This is a genomic window from Advenella kashmirensis W13003 (genome assembly GCF_000506985.1).
Lineage (GTDB): Bacteria > Pseudomonadota > Gammaproteobacteria > Burkholderiales > Burkholderiaceae_B > Advenella > Advenella kashmirensis_A.
Map to the genome: position 1 here is coordinate 432,708 of NZ_KI650979.1, position 16,604 is coordinate 449,311.

Sequence of the window (16,604 nt, forward strand, 5' to 3'; positions counted from 1 at the left end):
ATCAATGGTCATTCCAAAAACCAACCGGGAATCGCATTAATCGCTGCAGACCCCATGAAGCAAGATGAATTTCGCTACGGCATGTTTGCCTGACGAACCGCAGTTGTTTCAGAACGATGTAGAGTAACCATCGTTCAATAATTTGTATATGATGTAAATCAAATTAACACGATCAATTAACACAATGTGCGCCTTAAGCAACTCATCTGGCGCTGCATCATAAGTGAACACCTGTACATCCAACACCAGAGAGAAAAACTCCCCTACGCTGTCCGTCGTCTCACAATCTCATACCCCACATCAATTTTCTGCGGCACGTGCCTGGCGAGGCCATCCTGGTTCAGAATCAGCTGCGCGGCGAACTCCCCAATCTGGAATCCCGGTACCCGCACCGTTGTGAGATCCAGCCCATATTCATCCGAGAACTCGAAATCCCCGAACCCGGCTACCGCAATATCTTCCGGTACCGATAAGCCCATGCGCTTCGCCTGGCTTAACGCGCCAAGCGCCAGGGTGTCGGAAGCGCAAAACACGGCATCGGTATCCGGCCATTTGGCCAGCAATGCTTCGAATTCCTGGGCGCCCCGCCTGGAGTTATTCGGGCCTTTTTTATTATCGCTGATCCGCCGGATCTGGCCGTTTCCGTATTGACGGCATGCCGCCTCATAGCCATACAGCCTCTGCTGCGAGCGGTTGCTGGTCAAGGCGTTGCCGATAAAACCGATTCGCTGGTATGACAGGCCGTAAAGGTATTCGACCATGGCGAACCCGGCATCGTGGTTGGAAAACCCCACGGCATGATGTGCACTAACTTCCGGCAGTTCCCAGACTTCTACGACAGGAATGCCACAGTGATCCAGCAAGGCTTTGGTTTCACGGGTATGAGTTCCACTGGTCAGCACCAGGCCGGCAGGGCGGCGGCGCAACATGGTGGCAATGAAGTCTTCTTCTTTGTCGCTCGAGTAATCGGTGCAGGCAAACAACAGCTGATGTTGCGCCAACCGCAATCGCGTCGACAGACCGTCAATCGTGGAGGTGAACGCAGAACCGGTCAATGTAGGGATCAGGGCGCCGACGGTACGGTTCTGCTGGGATGACAAGTCACCCGCGCCTTCGTTGGGTACATAGCCCAGGTCTTTGATCGCGGACTGCACCCGGGCGCGCGTTTCGCTTGCGACTTTATCGGGCGTCCGGATAACGCGGGATACGGTAATCATCGACACATTGGCCCGTTCAGCTACGTCGGCCATTGTCACCCACCGTCGATACTCTTTCATACGCAACCTCAAAAATCCTGAAAAAAAGATCATCTTACCTGCACTGCCATCTGCAGGCATGCTTTTAAAGTGTTACTATACGCTTGTCTTTGTATTGACAATGATTTTTTCGTCTGTTAATGTTAACGATAACATTCTAATAGAAACCTGCAAATAAGCGGGAACATCGGAGCAGACATGAAAATCACGAAGGTAGAGGCGATTCACGCCGGGCAATTCCTTTTCGTCCGGATCGAGACCGACGCTGGCATTCACGGCGTCGGGGAGGCAGGCGCATGGGGGCATATCGAAGCATCCGCAACCGCCATCAACAAGTTCGCCACCTACCTTGAAGGCAAAGACCCCTTCCCCATCGAGCACCACTGGAATGTCATGCACCGGTATTCCTACTTCCAGGGCCATGCCATCAACAGCGCCATTGCCGCAATCGATATTGCCCTTTGGGACATCAAGGGCAAGGCGCTGAATGTGCCCGTGTATGAATTGCTGGGCGGCGCGGTCCGCCGCAGCACGCGTGTCTACGGCCATGTGTACGAAAAAAGCATTGAAGGCGTTCTGCGTGAATTGCGGACGCGCAAGGAACAGGGCTTCACCGCCGTGGGTCATATCAACCCGTTTCTTGACGAAGGGGAAGATCAGGTTTACTTCAAGCCGCATGTGGCAAAAATGCGTGATGCAATCGACAATGTCGCCCGCATGCGGGAAGTCGCCGGCAATGAGATGGACCTGTGCATTGAAATCCACCGGCGCCTTACGCCGGCCGAGGCCATTGTTTTCGCGCAGGGAATTGAACAATTTCACCCCATGTTTATCGAAGATCCCATGCGCTACGAAGATGCCGATTCCATGGCGCGCATCGCCGACAAGATCAATATCCCCATCGCCACGGGCGAACGTTTTTCCAATATCTATGAATTCCAGGCGTTGCTCAGCCGCAATGCGATGGAATATGCGCGGGTCGATTTATGCCTGTGCGGCGGCATCACCGGCGCTCGCAAAGTGGCGGCCATTGCCGAAGCGCATAACGTCATGATCGTACCCCACAATCCGCTGTCGCCGGTGGGCCTGGCCGCATGCCTGCAATTGGATGCCGCCATCCCGAATTTTGCCATCCAGGAATATTCTACCGGCTTCGAGGCCAATGTCATGGTGTCTCAAACCAAGCATCTGGGGACCGACATGGTCGACGATGTTCCCCTGCCGGTAGAAGGATTCGTCCAGATTCCGGACCGGCCCGGTATTGGGCTGGACCTGGTGCCGGACCCGGCAAAAATACGGCCCGCCTTGAGCAAGCCGGTGCTCATGCGCATGCACCAGGACGGCTCGCCCGTCGATCAGTAGCCAATATACGGCAGCCTTTCGTTGCTCTGCGGCAAGACGCGTGGAACGGCGAAAGTGGCATGACAGTCGCTTCATTCACGGATATCCAGGTCGGTCTCGACCGGGCTGGTACGAGTGCAACAGGGATATGCAATGCAGAACCAAAGCAGGCAATTGACCATCTACCGTATTACCTGGACGCTATTTTTGCTGTCGGTGCTGGGCTTTCTGATCATCTACCCGATCTTCATGCTCGGGGTAGGCGCAGTCTCTACGGGCGGACCCACATCGACGGACAGCACCATCGGCTACGACGCATTCCTGCGCGTCGTTCAGGACCCGAACGTGCTGCGCGTTACCTGGAACACCCTGGTGGTGTGCACCGGCGGCACGATCATTGCAGTTGTGGTCGGCCTTTTCTTCTCGTGGGTTACCGCACGCACCAATACACCTTTTGCCAGGGCCATCGAAGCCACCAGCATTATGCCCTTGCTGATTCCGCCTCTGGTCGCGGGGGTTGCATGGTCTATTCTGGGCTCGCCCCAAACGGGGCTGCTCAATGTGCTGCTGAGCGGCCTGGGACTGCCGATAAAAGTCAATTTCTACACGCCGCTGGGCATTATCGTTATTTTCGGTATTTATTACGCGCCCTACGTCTATATGTTCACCGCCTCGGCCATGAAAAACATGGATCCTTCCCTGGAGGAAGCGGCGGCGATCTCGGGCGTGTCGACCTGGAAAACGATATTCCAGATCACCCTGCCGCTCATCATGCCGGCGATCATCGCGGGTTCCATGCTGTCGTTTGTCGTGATGCTGGGCATATACGGCATTCCGGCCACGCTGGGAACGCCCGAACGCTACACGGTCCTGACAACCTATATATATGAACTGCTGTCCAGCGCACCCGCAGATTTCAACCGGGCGGCCGCGACTTCTTTGATTCTGATTTTCGTGACCGCATTGGCCGTGATCGCCCAGCAGCGCGTGCTCAAGGGAAAATCATTCGTGACGGTGTCCGGCAAAGCCTTCAAGCCCCGGCGCATCGACCTGGGCCGCTGGCGATATGTGACGCTCGCCGTATCCATTATTTATCTGTTCATCGCAGTGGTACTGCCGATGGGCGCGCTCATTATCGGTTCGCTCAGGAAGTTCCTCTATTTGCCCAGCGCCGCTTCGCTTTTCGATTGGTCGGCCTATTCGTTCGACCATTTCCACAGATTGTTTTCCAACAGCCTGACCACGCTTTCCCTGGTGAACACCTTAAAGATCGGAGTCATCACCGCGATTATTGGCGGCATCCTGTCGTTCATGCTTGCCTATACGATATACCGGACCAAACTGCCCTTTCGCCGGTTGATCGACATCATATCGACGCTGCCCATCGCTATTCCGGGTCTCGTGATCGGGGTCGCCTATATCTGGGCGTGGATTTCCCTTCCTGGCGGCATTTACGGCTCCATCTGGATCCTCGCGCTGGCATTCGTGGCGCGCTTTATACCCGATACCGTCAAATCGCTGTCGACCTCGTTGCTGCAAATTCATACGGAACTGGAGGAAGCGTCGCTCATTTGCGGGCGTGGTCGTCTTTACACAATCAGAAAAATCATTTTGCCGCTTATCGCGCCCGGCCTGGTGTCGTCGATGAGCCTGCTGTTTATTCTTGCCATCAGGGAACTGGGCTCGTCCTTGTTCCTGTACTCGAGCAAAAGCCTGCCAATGTCGGTATTACTGGTCAATCTCTATGAAGGAGGAAATTTTGGCGTCACCGCTGCATTCAGCGTAGTTCAAACCGCGATACTCGTCGTGGTCGTCCTGTTTACGACCTGGCTTGGAAGAATGATGAGCATCGCCAAATAACAGCAAGGAGACAAGAATGAAGATCATGCAAAAATCCATGAATCGCAGATTACTACTGGCTTCATTAATCAGCGTATTCTTTGCAAGCGCCGTATCGGCCAACACCGACGCGGATCTGGCAAAGGCAGCAGAAAAAGAAGGAAAACTGGTCGTTTATACGGCAAACCAGCTGGAATCGGAACAGGACCTGGTCGCGCAATTTAACAAGACGTATCCGAACATCAAGGTCGAGATCGTACGGGCGCCGGGCAGCCGCCTCGCCACGCGGATCCAGACGGAAGCGGCAGCCGGCAAGCTTGGCGCCGATGTCATCGACATGTCCGACCGTGGCCTTGTTCAAAGCTTCACGCAGGTGTTTGCCGACTACGCGCCACCGAACGCAGACCAATATCCGGAATCTCTGAAAGACATTCCCAATGTCTGGCCCAAAACCGTATGGGGGTTTGTCATCGCATATAACGTCGCCTCCGGCGTTGAGCCGCCCACCAGCTGGGCAGACCTGACCGATAAGAAATACGCGGGTAAAGTCGGAACTGTGGTGGCAAACTCCGGCGGCTCCACCTGGACGCGTGCCCTTTTCGAACGCAAAGTGGTCGGTGATGATTATTGGGAAAAACTGGCAGCCAACAAGCCTATGCTTTATCCCAGCGGCGCGCCTGCGGCCAGCGGCATCGTCCGGGGCGAAGCACTGCTTGGCGGAGTGCAGTCAAACTCGGTCATTCCCATGGTGCGCGACGGCGCACCGATCAAAGTGGTTTACCCCACCGAAGGTGTGCCCGTGACGGCGTCTGTCGCTGGAGTGGTCAAGGACAGCAAGAACCCGAACGCAGCGCGCCTGTTCATGAATTGGGCCTTGTCTGAAGAAGGACAGGCCGCCTGGGTCAAGAACGGTGGCGGGTTTTCCGTCATGAAGAACGCCCCCATGCCCGAGGGCGCCGATGCGTCGACCAAGATCTGGATTCCCGACAGCAAAGAATTTACTTCCCTGCGCAATGAATGGCTGGCGAAGTGGAATCAAGTCTTCGGCGTTCACTGAGGTGCGGCATGTCTTCTGAACTCGTCATCACAAACCTGATGAAAAGCTATGGCGCCGGCATGAAGCCGGCGGTCAATAACGTCTCGTTCACGATCGAAGCGGGCAATATACTGGCATTGCTGGGGCCGTCGGGCTGCGGCAAAACGACCACCTTGCGCTCTGTTGCGGGCCTTGACCATCCTACGGGCGGCACAATCCGCATCGGCGGACGTCTGGTGGCCGATCCACAGAACGGAGTTTTCATCGCCCCGCAACATCGCAATCTGGGCATGGTCTTCCAGTCTTACGCAGTGTGGCCGCATATGTCGGTCAGGGAAAACGTCGAATATCCGTTGCGCAACAAGAAATTGTCGCGCAAGGATATCCGCGCGCAGGCACAGGAAGCCCTGGAGCTGGTCGGACTCCAGGAATATGCCGACAGGCCGGTCGTGGCGCTCAGTGGCGGCCAGATGCAGCGGGTCGCGCTGGCCCGCAGCCTGTCTTATAAGCCAGCGCTGCTGCTTCTGGACGAACCCCTCTCGAACCTGGACGCCAAACTGCGGATCAGGCTGCGTGATGATCTGCGGAAGATTGTCAAGGACGCCGGGGTGACCGCGTTGTACGTGACGCACGACCAGGCGGAAGCGGTCGTGATCGGCGACCGGATTGGCGTCATGAAAGACGGCCAGATGCTGCAACATGATGTCCCCACGGAACTGTACAACAACCCGCGCGACCTGTTCGTTGCGAACTTTACCGGCGCTGCCACGGTGCTGGATATCGAGTTGCGCGATCTGGAAAACGGCGCTCGTGACGTGTTCGTCGATGGGTATCCGGAACGGCTTATGACCCTGCCGGCAGATCCCAGGGCGCCGGCAGGACGGGCCCAGATGGCGATACGGCCAGAGAATGTAAAAATGCATGCCGCCTCTTCCGACACGCAGCCTGGGCGGCATGAGGCGCGTGTCCTTCAGCGCCAGTATCTGGGCACGCAGACGCTTTATACGCTTTCCTTCTTCGGGCAGAACATGGACATCGTTGAATTGGGTACTGTGCCCCGCTTTACCGAAGGCGAAAACGTGCAGATTGAGTTTCCCCTCGAATGCCTGACCGTATTCACCAAACAATAAGGATGTAACGTGAAAATCACAGATATTGAAACAATCGCAATTGAAATGCCGCTGCCCAAGACCTTCAAGGGTAGCTACTACCACATGACCCACCGTTGCACGATCATCACGCGGGTCTATACCGATGAAGGGATTATCGGAGAATGCTATAACGGCGATGAATTCGAGACGCAGGCTGAAATCCTGAAAATCATCCACGAAGAGATCAAGCCCAAGGTGATCGGACTGGATATATTTTCCAGCGAACAGGTGTGGCAGGCGGCCCTGGCGCCGACCTACAATATTTTGCGCGACCGCAAGCTGGCGACCAATGCGCAGGCTTGCATCGATAGCGCCGTCCTGGATGCGTGGGGCAAAGCCCTGGGCCAGCCCCTGTATAAACTTTGGGGAGGATATCGTGACAGTCTGCAGGTGATCGCCATTGCCGGGTACTACGAAGACGGCAAAAAACTGGCTGATTTCGGCACCGAAATGGAAGCACTGCGAAAAGACGGGCTCGCCGGCTGCAAATTCAAAGTCGGTGGAAGAAGCCCCGAAGAAGATGCAGCCCGGGTCAAGGCCGCGCGCTCTGCGGTCGGCGACGACTTTATCTTGTGCGTCGATGCCAACCAGGGCTTCACCCAGCGCGATGCCATCAAATTCGGACTGCTGGTGCAAGACTGCAATATCCGATGGTTTGAAGAGCCCTGCCGCTGGTATAACGACCGGTCTTCCATGGCGCTGGTCCGCCAGGTAACAGGCATCCCGGTCGCTGCCGGTCAAAGTGAATATCATCGGGGCGGATGCCGCGACCTGATGGTCGACCGTTCGATAGATGTTTGCAATTTTGATGCAAGCTGGAGCGGCGGCCCCACGGAATGGCGCCGTGTCGCCGCCATGGCCATGTCCTTCGAAGTCCAGATGGGGCATCACGAGGAACCGCAAGTGTCGGCGCACCTGCTGGCTTCGATTCCCCATGGCACATACATGGAAGTATTCCACCCTGATCGCGATCCGCTGTTTTACAGTCTGGTTGAAAACCGCAATGCATTTGACAACGGTGTTTATAAGGTGCCCGACGGTCCCGGATGGGGCTTGAAACTGGACGAGAAAACTATCGCCAAGTTTCGGGTGAATTAAATCAGCGTAGACATTTGCATGTCCATCACGAGTGGGAACGGGTCACCCGTCCCGCTCGCCGCCTTTCACATTCCTTCCACAGACGGACGCTCCTTCAGGCTCGCCCGGCAACCAGGTGTGTTGTTACACGTCTGCCCGCCTACTATGGCGGATGAGATCTCACCACCAATCTGAACGCCTCATTATTAGCACATATGTGATTTACTATAAGTTTGACTTATGGTATGCACCATATCCTAGGTTAAATTCGGTTTGTACCGTATATTGCTAATAAAAAAATGGAGGCAGACATGACCAAGGCCACTTCCTTGGATATCAAAGCATTGAGGGTTTTTGAAGTGTTGGCAACGCACGGCAATTTCTCGCATGCGGCCAAAGATCTTGGCATCAGTCAATCGGCTGTATCCCAAGTAGTCTCGAATATCGAAGAAATATTAAAGACGCAAGTCATTGACCGCAAGCGGCGTCCCTTTAAGTTGACGCCTGCCGGTATCTCACTCAGCCGCAAGGCGAAGCAGATTGTGGAGGACATGGACCGGCTGATCGCACAGACGCGGGAAGCTGCACTGTTCAACCAGGTCGAAATCCGGCTCGGCATGATCGACTCTTTCTCTGCCACCGTCGGACCGTATGTTCTCAAATCGATGGTGACCAATACCAGTCGCATCCTGGCATGGTCAGGACTGTCGCATACGCATTCAAATGGCCTGTTGAACCGGCAACTGGACCTTATCGTGTCGTCCGATCCTGTTGAAGATATGGACGATCTAGTCAGGACCCGCCTTTATCAGGAGCCGTTTCTGATTGTGGTCTCTAAAGAAAAGGAGGCCCTGATCGCCAAACAGGATCTTAATGCGTGTGCGCAGGCCATGCCTTTTATTCGATTTGCATCGCGTTCGCATTACGGCGGACAGATTGAACGCTACTTGCGTCGGTGCAATGTAAGCATTCCCCATTATCTGGAAATTGATTCGGCGGATGTGGTCATGGCGATGGTCGCCTCTGGACTGGGATGGACCATCACCTCGCCGTTATGCGTCGCCCAGGGAGTGTCATTCTGGGACAAAGTCGCCGTTTTACCGCTGCCCGGGCCGCCATTGCAAAGAACGGTTTATTTGATTTCCCGGCGGAGCGAGAATGAAGAAGCCGCGGAAAAAATCTATCAAAGCAGTCGTCAGGCGCTGGAACAGCATGTTCTGCCTAAGTTGCAGACAAAGATTCCATGGCTGAAAAGTACTCAAAATCTATATTGACTAAAGGAGGTCAAAGTGACATCAACTCATCGTCGCGTTTTTCTGAAGAACACTCTTGCAGGCGCGGGTGCCCTTGGCCTGGCGGGAACAGGGCTTTTCGCCTCTGCAAAAGACATGCAAAAAATGGGGTACGGCGGTTCGCCGTGGCTTTCACATTACCCGACATATCTGGCAATCGAAAATGGCTTGCTCAGAAAAGAAGGCATTGATTTGCGCTGGGAATCGTTTGTCACCGGCTCCGCCCGGTTAAGCGCAATGATGGCTGGAGACGTCGATCTGGCGGGATTCGGTTCTATCTCGACCATGGCGCTGATGGCTCGTGGCGTAAAGCAATTCTATGTGGTCGGCGTACCGGAAAACTTCGGGAAGGTCGAGGGGCTTTTCGTCAGGGAAGGCATCAACAGTATCGAAGACCTCAAAGGGAAAACGATCGGCACGGCGTTTGCATCCAGCACTCACCTTCTGGTATTGGATCTGATCGCAACCAGCGGATTGACGCCAGACAAGGATATCAACGTTATCAATATCTCCGGGCCCGATATCATTGCCGCGATGAAATCGGGCCAGATCGATGCATGCGCCGCGTGGACGCCCCAATTTAACATTTTGGGCGCAATGCCGGGGATTAAGCTGCTTGCAGACGACACGAGCTTCAGCCTGTACAAGGAATTCGGCACAACGCCCGGACCCGATCTATTGGTTGTGAAGAAGTCTTACGCAGACTCAAACCCCGAGGCGGTAAAAAGCTTCATCAAAGCCTACTTCCAGTCATGCGAAGTTCTGAAGAACGAGCCCGAGAAAGCAGTTCCGATTCTAAAGAAGCTGACCAATCTGAACGATGCGGAGCAACTGCAAACGATTAATGGGGCCGAGTGGTACACCCTGCAGGAGCAAAAGGAGCTGATGGCCAAAGACGGAAAATTCGTCACGGGCCTACAAAAACTTGCAGAAATGCTGGTCACCTACAAACAACTGGATCGTGCTCCCAAAGTGAGTGACTGGATCAACCCGAATTTCATTTGATATTCGCTTTTATATACATCAGGAGTATTCAAGAATGTCTTACGTTTCCAGAAAGCGGGAACTCGTGCTGATCAGTTGCATATCGGTCGTCGTTTTCGTTTCAATTTGGGAAATGGTGTGTCGCTTCGGACTGGTCGATCCCATCTTTCTCCCCTCCCCGACCGAAGTTGTCTTGCGGGCCATCCAGACCTTGAATGATGGAGTATTGCTATCACATGTACTGGCTTCCACTCGCAGGGTCATGATCGGGTTCGCGCTTGCAGTCGCGGTTTCTATCCCCTTGGGATTGATACTGGGTACGTCGCGCCGGTTCTGCGCCGTATTCGATCCCATCATTTCGCTGATCCGGCCGTTACCCTCCATGAGCTGGATTCCCTTATCACTTCTGTGGTTTGGCATTACCGAAACACAGAAGTACAGCATTGTTTTCATGGGAACCATCGCTCCTGCGCTGCTTTATGTTATCGAAGCCACCCGCAATGTTGACCAGGTTTTGGTGCTCGCTGCCAGAAACCTGGGAGCAAGCCGGTTCCAGGTCATGCGTGAAGTGATTTTGCCGGCCAGTCTTGCCCAAATCATCAGCGGATTCAAGATCATTCTGGGTTTATCCTGGACTTGCGTTATTTCTGCAGAACTGGTGTCAGCCAAGGAAGGCCTAGGGTTCATGATCATGAACGGAAAAGAGTTTTTTCAGACCGACACCGTCGTCCTGGGCATGGTCATGATCAGTCTCACCGTGCTGATTATTGATGTGATTCTGCGCCGTATTGAAAACCGTGTCCTGCGCTGGCAACGCTAAAAAGGTATTGACATGATTAGCATAGAAAATGTGAGTAAGAGCTACGGAACATTGCATGTTCTGGATAAAGTAAATATCGACGTCAAGAAAGGCGAATTCGTGGTGCTTCTGGGAGCATCTGGTTGCGGTAAATCGACGTTGATCAATTTGGTCGCCGGTTTTGTGCGACCATCCACAGGCAGGATCGTCGTCAACGACCGTGAGGTAAAAGATGTGGATCCCCAATCTGGCATGGTCTTCCAGCAATACGCGTTATTCCCCTGGATGACAGTACGGGAGAACGTCGCTTTCGGACTCAAACTCAGAGGGGTTTCGAAGAAGGAACGTTACGAGATAGCACAGAAATATATCGACATGGTCGGATTGCAATCTTTCGAGGACGCCTTCCCGAAAGCCTTGTCAGGCGGTATGCGCCAGCGTGTTTCAATTGCGCGTGTGCTTGCCAATGACCCGGACGTGATTCTGCTGGATGAACCCTTTGCCGCCCTGGATGCAATGACGCGGCAAGTGCTGCAGGAGCAACTAATCAAAATCTACGAGCAAAGCGGAAAAACAATTGTATTTATTACGCATTCCATTGACGAGGCGCTGCTACTGTCCACTCGCGTGATTGTCCTGGGATCCCGGCCTGGAAAGGTTGTACAGGATATTCCCAACGATCTTCCTCACCCTCGCGATGCGAGTGTACAACTGTCGCCCCGCTTCAATGAACTGAAAGCTCAGATTTGGGACACGGTCCAGCATGAAGTCCAGAAAAGCCTGGAAGCCCGTACATAGTTTTCTATAGAAAAATCAAGGTTAAACATGTCGTCTAGAACAACTTACCCCGTCTACGAAAGTCGGTCCGGGTGGAACTCCCTGTTGCCTGCGCGAACAGCAAAGACAAACAGTGTAATTGAAAATAAATATGATTTTATTGTTATCGGTGCGGGGTATACCGGCCTGGCTGCAGGGCGCAGACTGGCAGAGTTGAACGGATCCGCCAGTATCCTGGTGCTTGAGGCGAGTGTGGTCGGGGAAGGCTCTTCGGCGCGAAATTCAGGATTTGTCATCGCCTTGCCTCATAATACCAATATGTCGGGTCATATCAGCCCGGCAGAAGTCGCCAAAAAACAGATCCGGGTCTATGACAGCGGATTGCGCTGGCTCAAGGGATTGGTTGACCAATACCACATTGATTGCGGCTGGAATCCCCAGGGAAAATATCACGGGGCTGCTACCGCTGAAGGTGCACTCAGCTTGCAAAACACCGCAAGTCAGTATGACAAGTGGGGAGTCGAATACCAGGAAATTTCTCAGGCCCAGCTATCGGAACGCCTTGGTACCCGTTACTACCGCTTTGCAATCCAGACCAATAGTAATGTTTTCATTCAGCCGGCTGCACTCGTTCGCGGCCTGGCCGACACATTGCCCACAAATGTCACATTGGTGGAGAACTGCCCGGTATTGTCGGTTGAACAGGGACGGGAGCGCGGGGTTCGCACGGCTCAGGGCCTGATCCGCGGAGACAAAATCATTGTTGCCAATAACGGATTTGCACGCAAGCTTGGCTTTCTTAAAGACCGGATGTTTACGATTTTCACCTATGCCGCCATCACGCCGGAGCTGGATCCTGAGCAACTCGCGTTGCATGGAAGCGAGCCGGAATGGGGCCTGATTCCCGCCAACCGTATGGGCACCACATTACGAAAGATCCAGAATAATCGCTTTATGGTGCGAAGCGCCTATTCTTATGAAAAACCACAGACCGAAAAGACGGTGCTGGCACTGCTGGAAGACTGTTATCGTCGACGCTACCCTGCCGTCAAAAGCCATCGTTTCGAACATCTCTGGGGCGGAGCAACAGCATTAACGCGTAACGGCGCGACCTATTTCGGCGAAATATCGCCGAATCTCTATGCTTCCGTGGGATGCAACGGCGCGGGCGTATTGAAAGGTACCTGCTACGGCAAATTGCTGGCGGAGCTAATGGTGGGACAAAAGACGCAGGAGCTTGCCGATGTCCTGGCCATGGATAAGCCAAACTGGCTTCCGCCAGAGCCGCTTCGGGGCGCTGCCGTCAAAACCGCCATTTATCTGCAAAAGCGGAAAGCAGGCGCTGAAAGATAATTCCAATATCAGGTAAACTCCGCCGCCAACCCGTCGGCCGCCCTTGCCAGCATTGCGACATCCATACCCACCGCCGTAAACAGCGATCCGCATTCCATATAACGGCGGGCCAGTCGGGTATCCAGAGTAAGGATACCCGGCGCTTTGCCCAACGCCCGGACCTGTCTGATCGCATCTTCGATCGCACGTTGCACCTCATGATGCCCTGGATTACTCAAATGCCCCATGCTGGCCGACAAATCCGCAGGCCCGATGAATACGCCATCGACTCCGTCTACCTGCGCAATCGCCTCCAGATTGTCCAGCGCTTCCCGGGTTTCCACCTGTACGAGCAAACAGAGTTCTTCTTCGCACTCGTGCATATACTGTTTGTTCCGGCCAAAATCGCTGGCGCGCATGGTGCCGCCCACGCCCCGGTTGCCACGGGGCGGATAGCGCATGCCCGCGACCGCCCGGGCGGCCTCCTCTTCGTTCTGGACATACGGAATCAACAGGGTTTGTGTTCCGATATCCAGGAAGCGCTTTTGCTGGAGAGCGTCGTTCCATGAAGGCCGAACGACAGGCGAGACCGGGTAAGGCGCCACTGCCTGCAATTGGGCAAGCACGTCCGGTACATCGTTCGGCGAATGCTCGGTATCCAGCAAGAGCCAGTCAAAGCCGGCGCCCGCGACGATTTCGGCGCTGTACGCATGACACAGCGAAACCCAGAGTCCCAGCTGATGCTGTTCCTGGGCCAGGGCGCGCTTGAATCTGTTTTTGTGCACAATCATATTTGTCTTCCGTCCCCCGTCAGGTAAAGCTGACAGAAATGCTGCCCAGCGTGCCGAAGTCTGCATGGATTACGTCGCCTTTTGTGACAGGAACGGTGCGTGTGAAGGATCCGGCCAGGACGATGTGCCCTTTTTCCAGCACACCGCCGAATTCGGCGATTTTGTTTGCGAGCCACACCACGCCCATTGCAGGGTGCCCCAGGACGGCAGCCGATACACCGGACTCTTCGATCGTGCCGTTCTTGTACAAAAGCGCACTGGCCCAGCGCAAGTCGATGTCCATGGGTCGCACCACCCGACCGCCCAACACGACCGCAGCAGAGGCGGCATTGTCCGCTATGTTGTCAACGATGCGCCGTGGGTATTGCGTGCGTCCGTCAACCAGCTCCAGCGAAGGTTGCACGAACTCCGTTGCATCCAGGACATCGAAGAGCGATACATTCGGACCTTTGAGCTGTTTTCCCAGTACGAATGCCAGCTCGACCTCGACCCTGGGAACAATGAAACGGTCGGCGGGAATGCGATCGCCATCGTAATAGAACATATTGTCCAGCAAATGGCCGTAATCGGGCTCATCGATGCCAAGTGTGGATTGCATTGCCCGGGAGGTCAGGCCAATCTTGTGCCCGCGCAGTGTGGCGCCGGCAGCCACCTTTTCGGCAATGACCAGTTTCTGTATTTCGTAAGCGTCTGCGATGTCCAGGCCGGGAAACGTCACATCAAGCTGCGTGACGGGGGCTGCATTCTTTTCCGCATCCAGCAACAGACGCATTGCTTTTTTGAGTTTTTGCTTGCTGAGCATGGTTCACCCGTTTTTCACTGTGTTTTTCAGAATGCCGATAGACGGCACTTCCACCTCTACCACATCGCCTTCTCGGAGAAACTTCGGCGGGTCAAACCGGATACCAGCGCCCGTCGGCGTGCCGGTTGAAATGATGTCCCCGGGCTCCAGCGTCGTCCATTTGGAGATGTAATGAATCAGGAATGCAAAGGAAAACATCAGGTTTGCGGTGTTATCGCGTTGACGCTCCTGGCCGTTCACCCGTGTGATGACATCAAGGTTGTCATAGCTGGAAAACTCATCTGCCGTGACTAACCAGGGTCCGGCAGAACCGCTACGGTCAAAATTTTTACCCTGCGTGACGTTGAATTTTCCATGTTTCAGCCAGTCGCGTACGCTGCCTTCATTCAGGCAGGTCAGGCCGGCAATATGGGAGAGCGCATCATGCTCGGCAATACGCCTGCCGCGCGTGCCGATCACAATTGCTATTTCGCCTTCATAATCAAGCTGTTGTGATTCTTCAACCGGACAGATCAACGGTTGCCCATGGCCGGTAATGGACGAGGCGAACCGCGGGAACACACTGGGATAAGCGGGAGCCGCGCTACCGTCTTTGTATTCTTCATTGCGGTGGTGATAATTGACGCCGACGCAAATGATTTTCCCGGGGTTGGGTATAGGTGGAAGAAAATGGATGTCCTCCAGCGCATAACGCGGCGCATCGGCGGGCAACGACTGCCCGAGCGCCGCCAGTTTGCCGCTGCCGATCAGGTCATTGACGGTGTCGATCCCTCGGCCCAGGGAATCGGTCAGGTCCACCACTTCGTTGTCGTCGACAACGCCGAAACGCGCTTTGTTTTCTATGACAAAAGAGATAATTTTCATTTTTCAAACCCAAAGAAGGCCGTCGGATTGTCAACCAGAATTTTGCTGAGCAGTTCCCCGGATGGCGCATAGCGGTATAGCTGCTCGACAAGATCTCCTTCGTTGGGCGGCTGTTTGACCGAGACCGGGTGCGGCCAGTCGCTCCCCCACACTAACCGGTCCGGCGCGGCTTCTAAATACGCGTGTGCAATGGGGATGACATCATCCCATGGCGCGCCGTCGCGTGATATTTTTTCCGTCAGCGACAGCATGACCCAGAAATTGCCTTGCTTGAGCAGCTCCAGCACGGCCTTCAGGCTGGGGTCGGCACTCCCCTGCCGCGGATCGGGCCTCCCCATATGATCCAGCATCACAGGGATATCCAGGGATTGGAACAGGGGAAGCTGTTCCATGACGCCGCTCGCTTCCGGCTGGAATTTCGCATACCACCCCAACTCCCGGATACGGGAGATGGCGCGTTCGAAGTCTTTGGTCGACATGCTGACACCCAGCCCCTGGCGATTGAAGCGGGCACCCTTAATACCGGCAGCGTCCAGTTTTTCGATATAACTGTCCGAGCCTTCCAGCAGCACCAGGGCATTCGCGCAACCGCGATAGCCTGGGCCGGCGGCCTCCAGTGCATCCAGGACCACTTGATGGTCGGCGCCGTAAGTCGTCGCCTGGACAATGACGCCACGCTCTATCCCCAATGTCCGATGCAGTTGCAGTGCGACATCAATCGTGGCGGTCGGCATCTCGTAGGCTGCACCTGCCCTGACCGGATACGTAGCGGCAGGCCCGAATACATGAAATTGACAATCGCAACTGCCAGCGGGTGGTTTAGGATCGGGCGAGCGCGGATTCGGATCAAACGGCAAATAATCAGGCATCTGCCCCTCCCTTGACGGCGATGAAATCACACTCCATCAGTTTGCCGCCATCCAGGCTGGCCTGCATGGTATGCCTCGCCGGCCTGGAATCCGGGTCAGGAAACAGTGCGAGCCATTCTTTGTTCAGCGCCGCGCGTTGCGAGCGGTCATTCATCCACACATGCATTTTGATGATATCCGTCGGTTCCAGCTGGGCCGCAAGGCAGATACGCCTGACATGATCGAACATCAGCCGGCTTTGCTCCTCTATCGTCGAACCGTATTCGCCGCTAGCCGGATCGGTTCCCTGGATACTGCCCGAAAACACCATGCTTCCGATCCGGCAGGCCGCCGGAATCGGATTCTTATGACTGAACCCCTCTGCATAAATGCTTTTTCGTTTTACCACTTTCAT

General features: G+C 54.8%; 16 protein-coding genes. 10 read left to right on the forward strand and 6 right to left on the reverse strand.

Going from position 1 to position 16,604, the window contains the following annotated elements:
* Nucleotides 1-263: 263 nt before the first annotated feature.
* Nucleotides 264-1,250: a LacI family DNA-binding transcriptional regulator gene (locus W822_RS26150; RefSeq protein ID WP_024003470.1), complete on the reverse strand. Its 987-nt coding sequence runs from the start codon at nt 1,248-1,250 to the stop codon at nt 264-266.
* Between the two features lie 204 nt (nt 1,251-1,454).
* Here W822_RS26150 and dgoD point away from each other — a divergent pair, with 204 nt between their 5' ends.
* The 10 genes from dgoD (at nt 1,455) to W822_RS26200 (ending at nt 12,905) form a co-directional block, all read left to right on the forward strand.
* Nucleotides 1,455-2,618 carry a galactonate dehydratase gene (gene dgoD, locus W822_RS26155; protein WP_024003471.1) on the forward strand — a complete coding sequence of 388 codons (1,164 nt, stop codon included), beginning with the start codon at nt 1,455-1,457 and terminating at the stop codon, nt 2,616-2,618.
* Between the two features lie 132 nt (nt 2,619-2,750).
* The gene (locus tag W822_RS26160) at nt 2,751-4,457 is read left to right on the forward strand and encodes an ABC transporter permease (protein WP_024003472.1); all 1,707 of its coding nucleotides are present in this window, start codon (nt 2,751-2,753) and stop codon (nt 4,455-4,457) included.
* 16 nt (nt 4,458-4,473) lie between these two features.
* On the forward strand, nt 4,474-5,493 hold the full coding sequence (locus W822_RS26165) for an ABC transporter substrate-binding protein (protein ID WP_024003473.1): 1,020 nt from the start codon (nt 4,474-4,476) through the stop codon (nt 5,491-5,493).
* 8 nt (nt 5,494-5,501) lie between these two features.
* Nucleotides 5,502-6,602 carry an ABC transporter ATP-binding protein gene (locus W822_RS26170; RefSeq protein WP_024003474.1) on the forward strand — a complete coding sequence of 367 codons (1,101 nt, stop codon included), beginning with the start codon at nt 5,502-5,504 and terminating at the stop codon, nt 6,600-6,602.
* A gap of 9 nt (nt 6,603-6,611) precedes the next feature.
* Entirely contained in the window at nt 6,612-7,721 is a 1,110-nt protein-coding gene (locus tag W822_RS26175; RefSeq protein ID WP_024003475.1) for a mandelate racemase/muconate lactonizing enzyme family protein, read from the forward strand.
* Nucleotides 7,722-8,011: 290 nt separating this feature from the next.
* The gene (locus W822_RS26180) at nt 8,012-8,974 is read left to right on the forward strand and encodes a LysR family transcriptional regulator (protein ID WP_024003476.1); all 963 of its coding nucleotides are present in this window, start codon (nt 8,012-8,014) and stop codon (nt 8,972-8,974) included.
* 15 nt (nt 8,975-8,989) lie between these two features.
* Complete coding sequence (locus W822_RS26185) at nt 8,990-9,997, forward strand: ABC transporter substrate-binding protein (protein ID WP_024003477.1); 1,008 nt, start codon at nt 8,990-8,992, stop codon at nt 9,995-9,997.
* Nucleotides 9,998-10,031: 34 nt separating this feature from the next.
* Entirely contained in the window at nt 10,032-10,796 is a 765-nt protein-coding gene (locus W822_RS26190) for an ABC transporter permease (protein WP_024003478.1), read from the forward strand.
* Between the two features lie 12 nt (nt 10,797-10,808).
* The gene (locus W822_RS26195; protein WP_024003479.1) at nt 10,809-11,573 is read left to right on the forward strand and encodes an ABC transporter ATP-binding protein; all 765 of its coding nucleotides are present in this window, start codon (nt 10,809-10,811) and stop codon (nt 11,571-11,573) included.
* Nucleotides 11,574-11,600: 27 nt separating this feature from the next.
* Nucleotides 11,601-12,905 carry an NAD(P)/FAD-dependent oxidoreductase gene (locus W822_RS26200; RefSeq protein WP_031242039.1) on the forward strand — a complete coding sequence of 435 codons (1,305 nt, stop codon included), beginning with the start codon at nt 11,601-11,603 and terminating at the stop codon, nt 12,903-12,905.
* Between the two features lie 8 nt (nt 12,906-12,913).
* Here the strand turns inward: W822_RS26200 and hpaI are convergent, their stop codons facing one another.
* From hpaI to W822_RS26225, 5 genes are read right to left on the reverse strand one after another with little or no spacing between them, the layout of a single operon-like run.
* Nucleotides 12,914-13,675, reverse strand: a complete 762-nt coding sequence (hpaI, locus tag W822_RS26205) for a 4-hydroxy-2-oxoheptanedioate aldolase (RefSeq protein WP_024003481.1) — start codon at nt 13,673-13,675, stop codon at nt 12,914-12,916.
* 19 nt (nt 13,676-13,694) lie between these two features.
* Nucleotides 13,695-14,477, reverse strand: a complete 783-nt coding sequence (gene hpaH / locus W822_RS26210) for a 2-oxo-hept-4-ene-1,7-dioate hydratase (RefSeq protein WP_024003482.1) — start codon at nt 14,475-14,477, stop codon at nt 13,695-13,697.
* A gap of 3 nt (nt 14,478-14,480) precedes the next feature.
* Nucleotides 14,481-15,341, reverse strand: coding sequence for a fumarylacetoacetate hydrolase family protein (locus W822_RS26215; RefSeq protein WP_024003483.1), 861 nt, complete (start codon nt 15,339-15,341; stop codon nt 14,481-14,483).
* Nucleotides 15,338-16,210, reverse strand: a complete 873-nt coding sequence (locus W822_RS26220; protein WP_024003484.1) for an amidohydrolase family protein — start codon at nt 16,208-16,210, stop codon at nt 15,338-15,340. The genes W822_RS26215 and W822_RS26220 overlap by 4 nt, the downstream gene beginning before the upstream one ends.
* Nucleotides 16,203-16,598 carry a RidA family protein gene (locus tag W822_RS26225; RefSeq protein WP_024003485.1) on the reverse strand — a complete coding sequence of 132 codons (396 nt, stop codon included), beginning with the start codon at nt 16,596-16,598 and terminating at the stop codon, nt 16,203-16,205. Before W822_RS26225 ends, W822_RS26220 begins: the two co-directional genes overlap by 8 nt.
* Between the last annotated feature and the right edge of the window lie 6 nt (nt 16,599-16,604).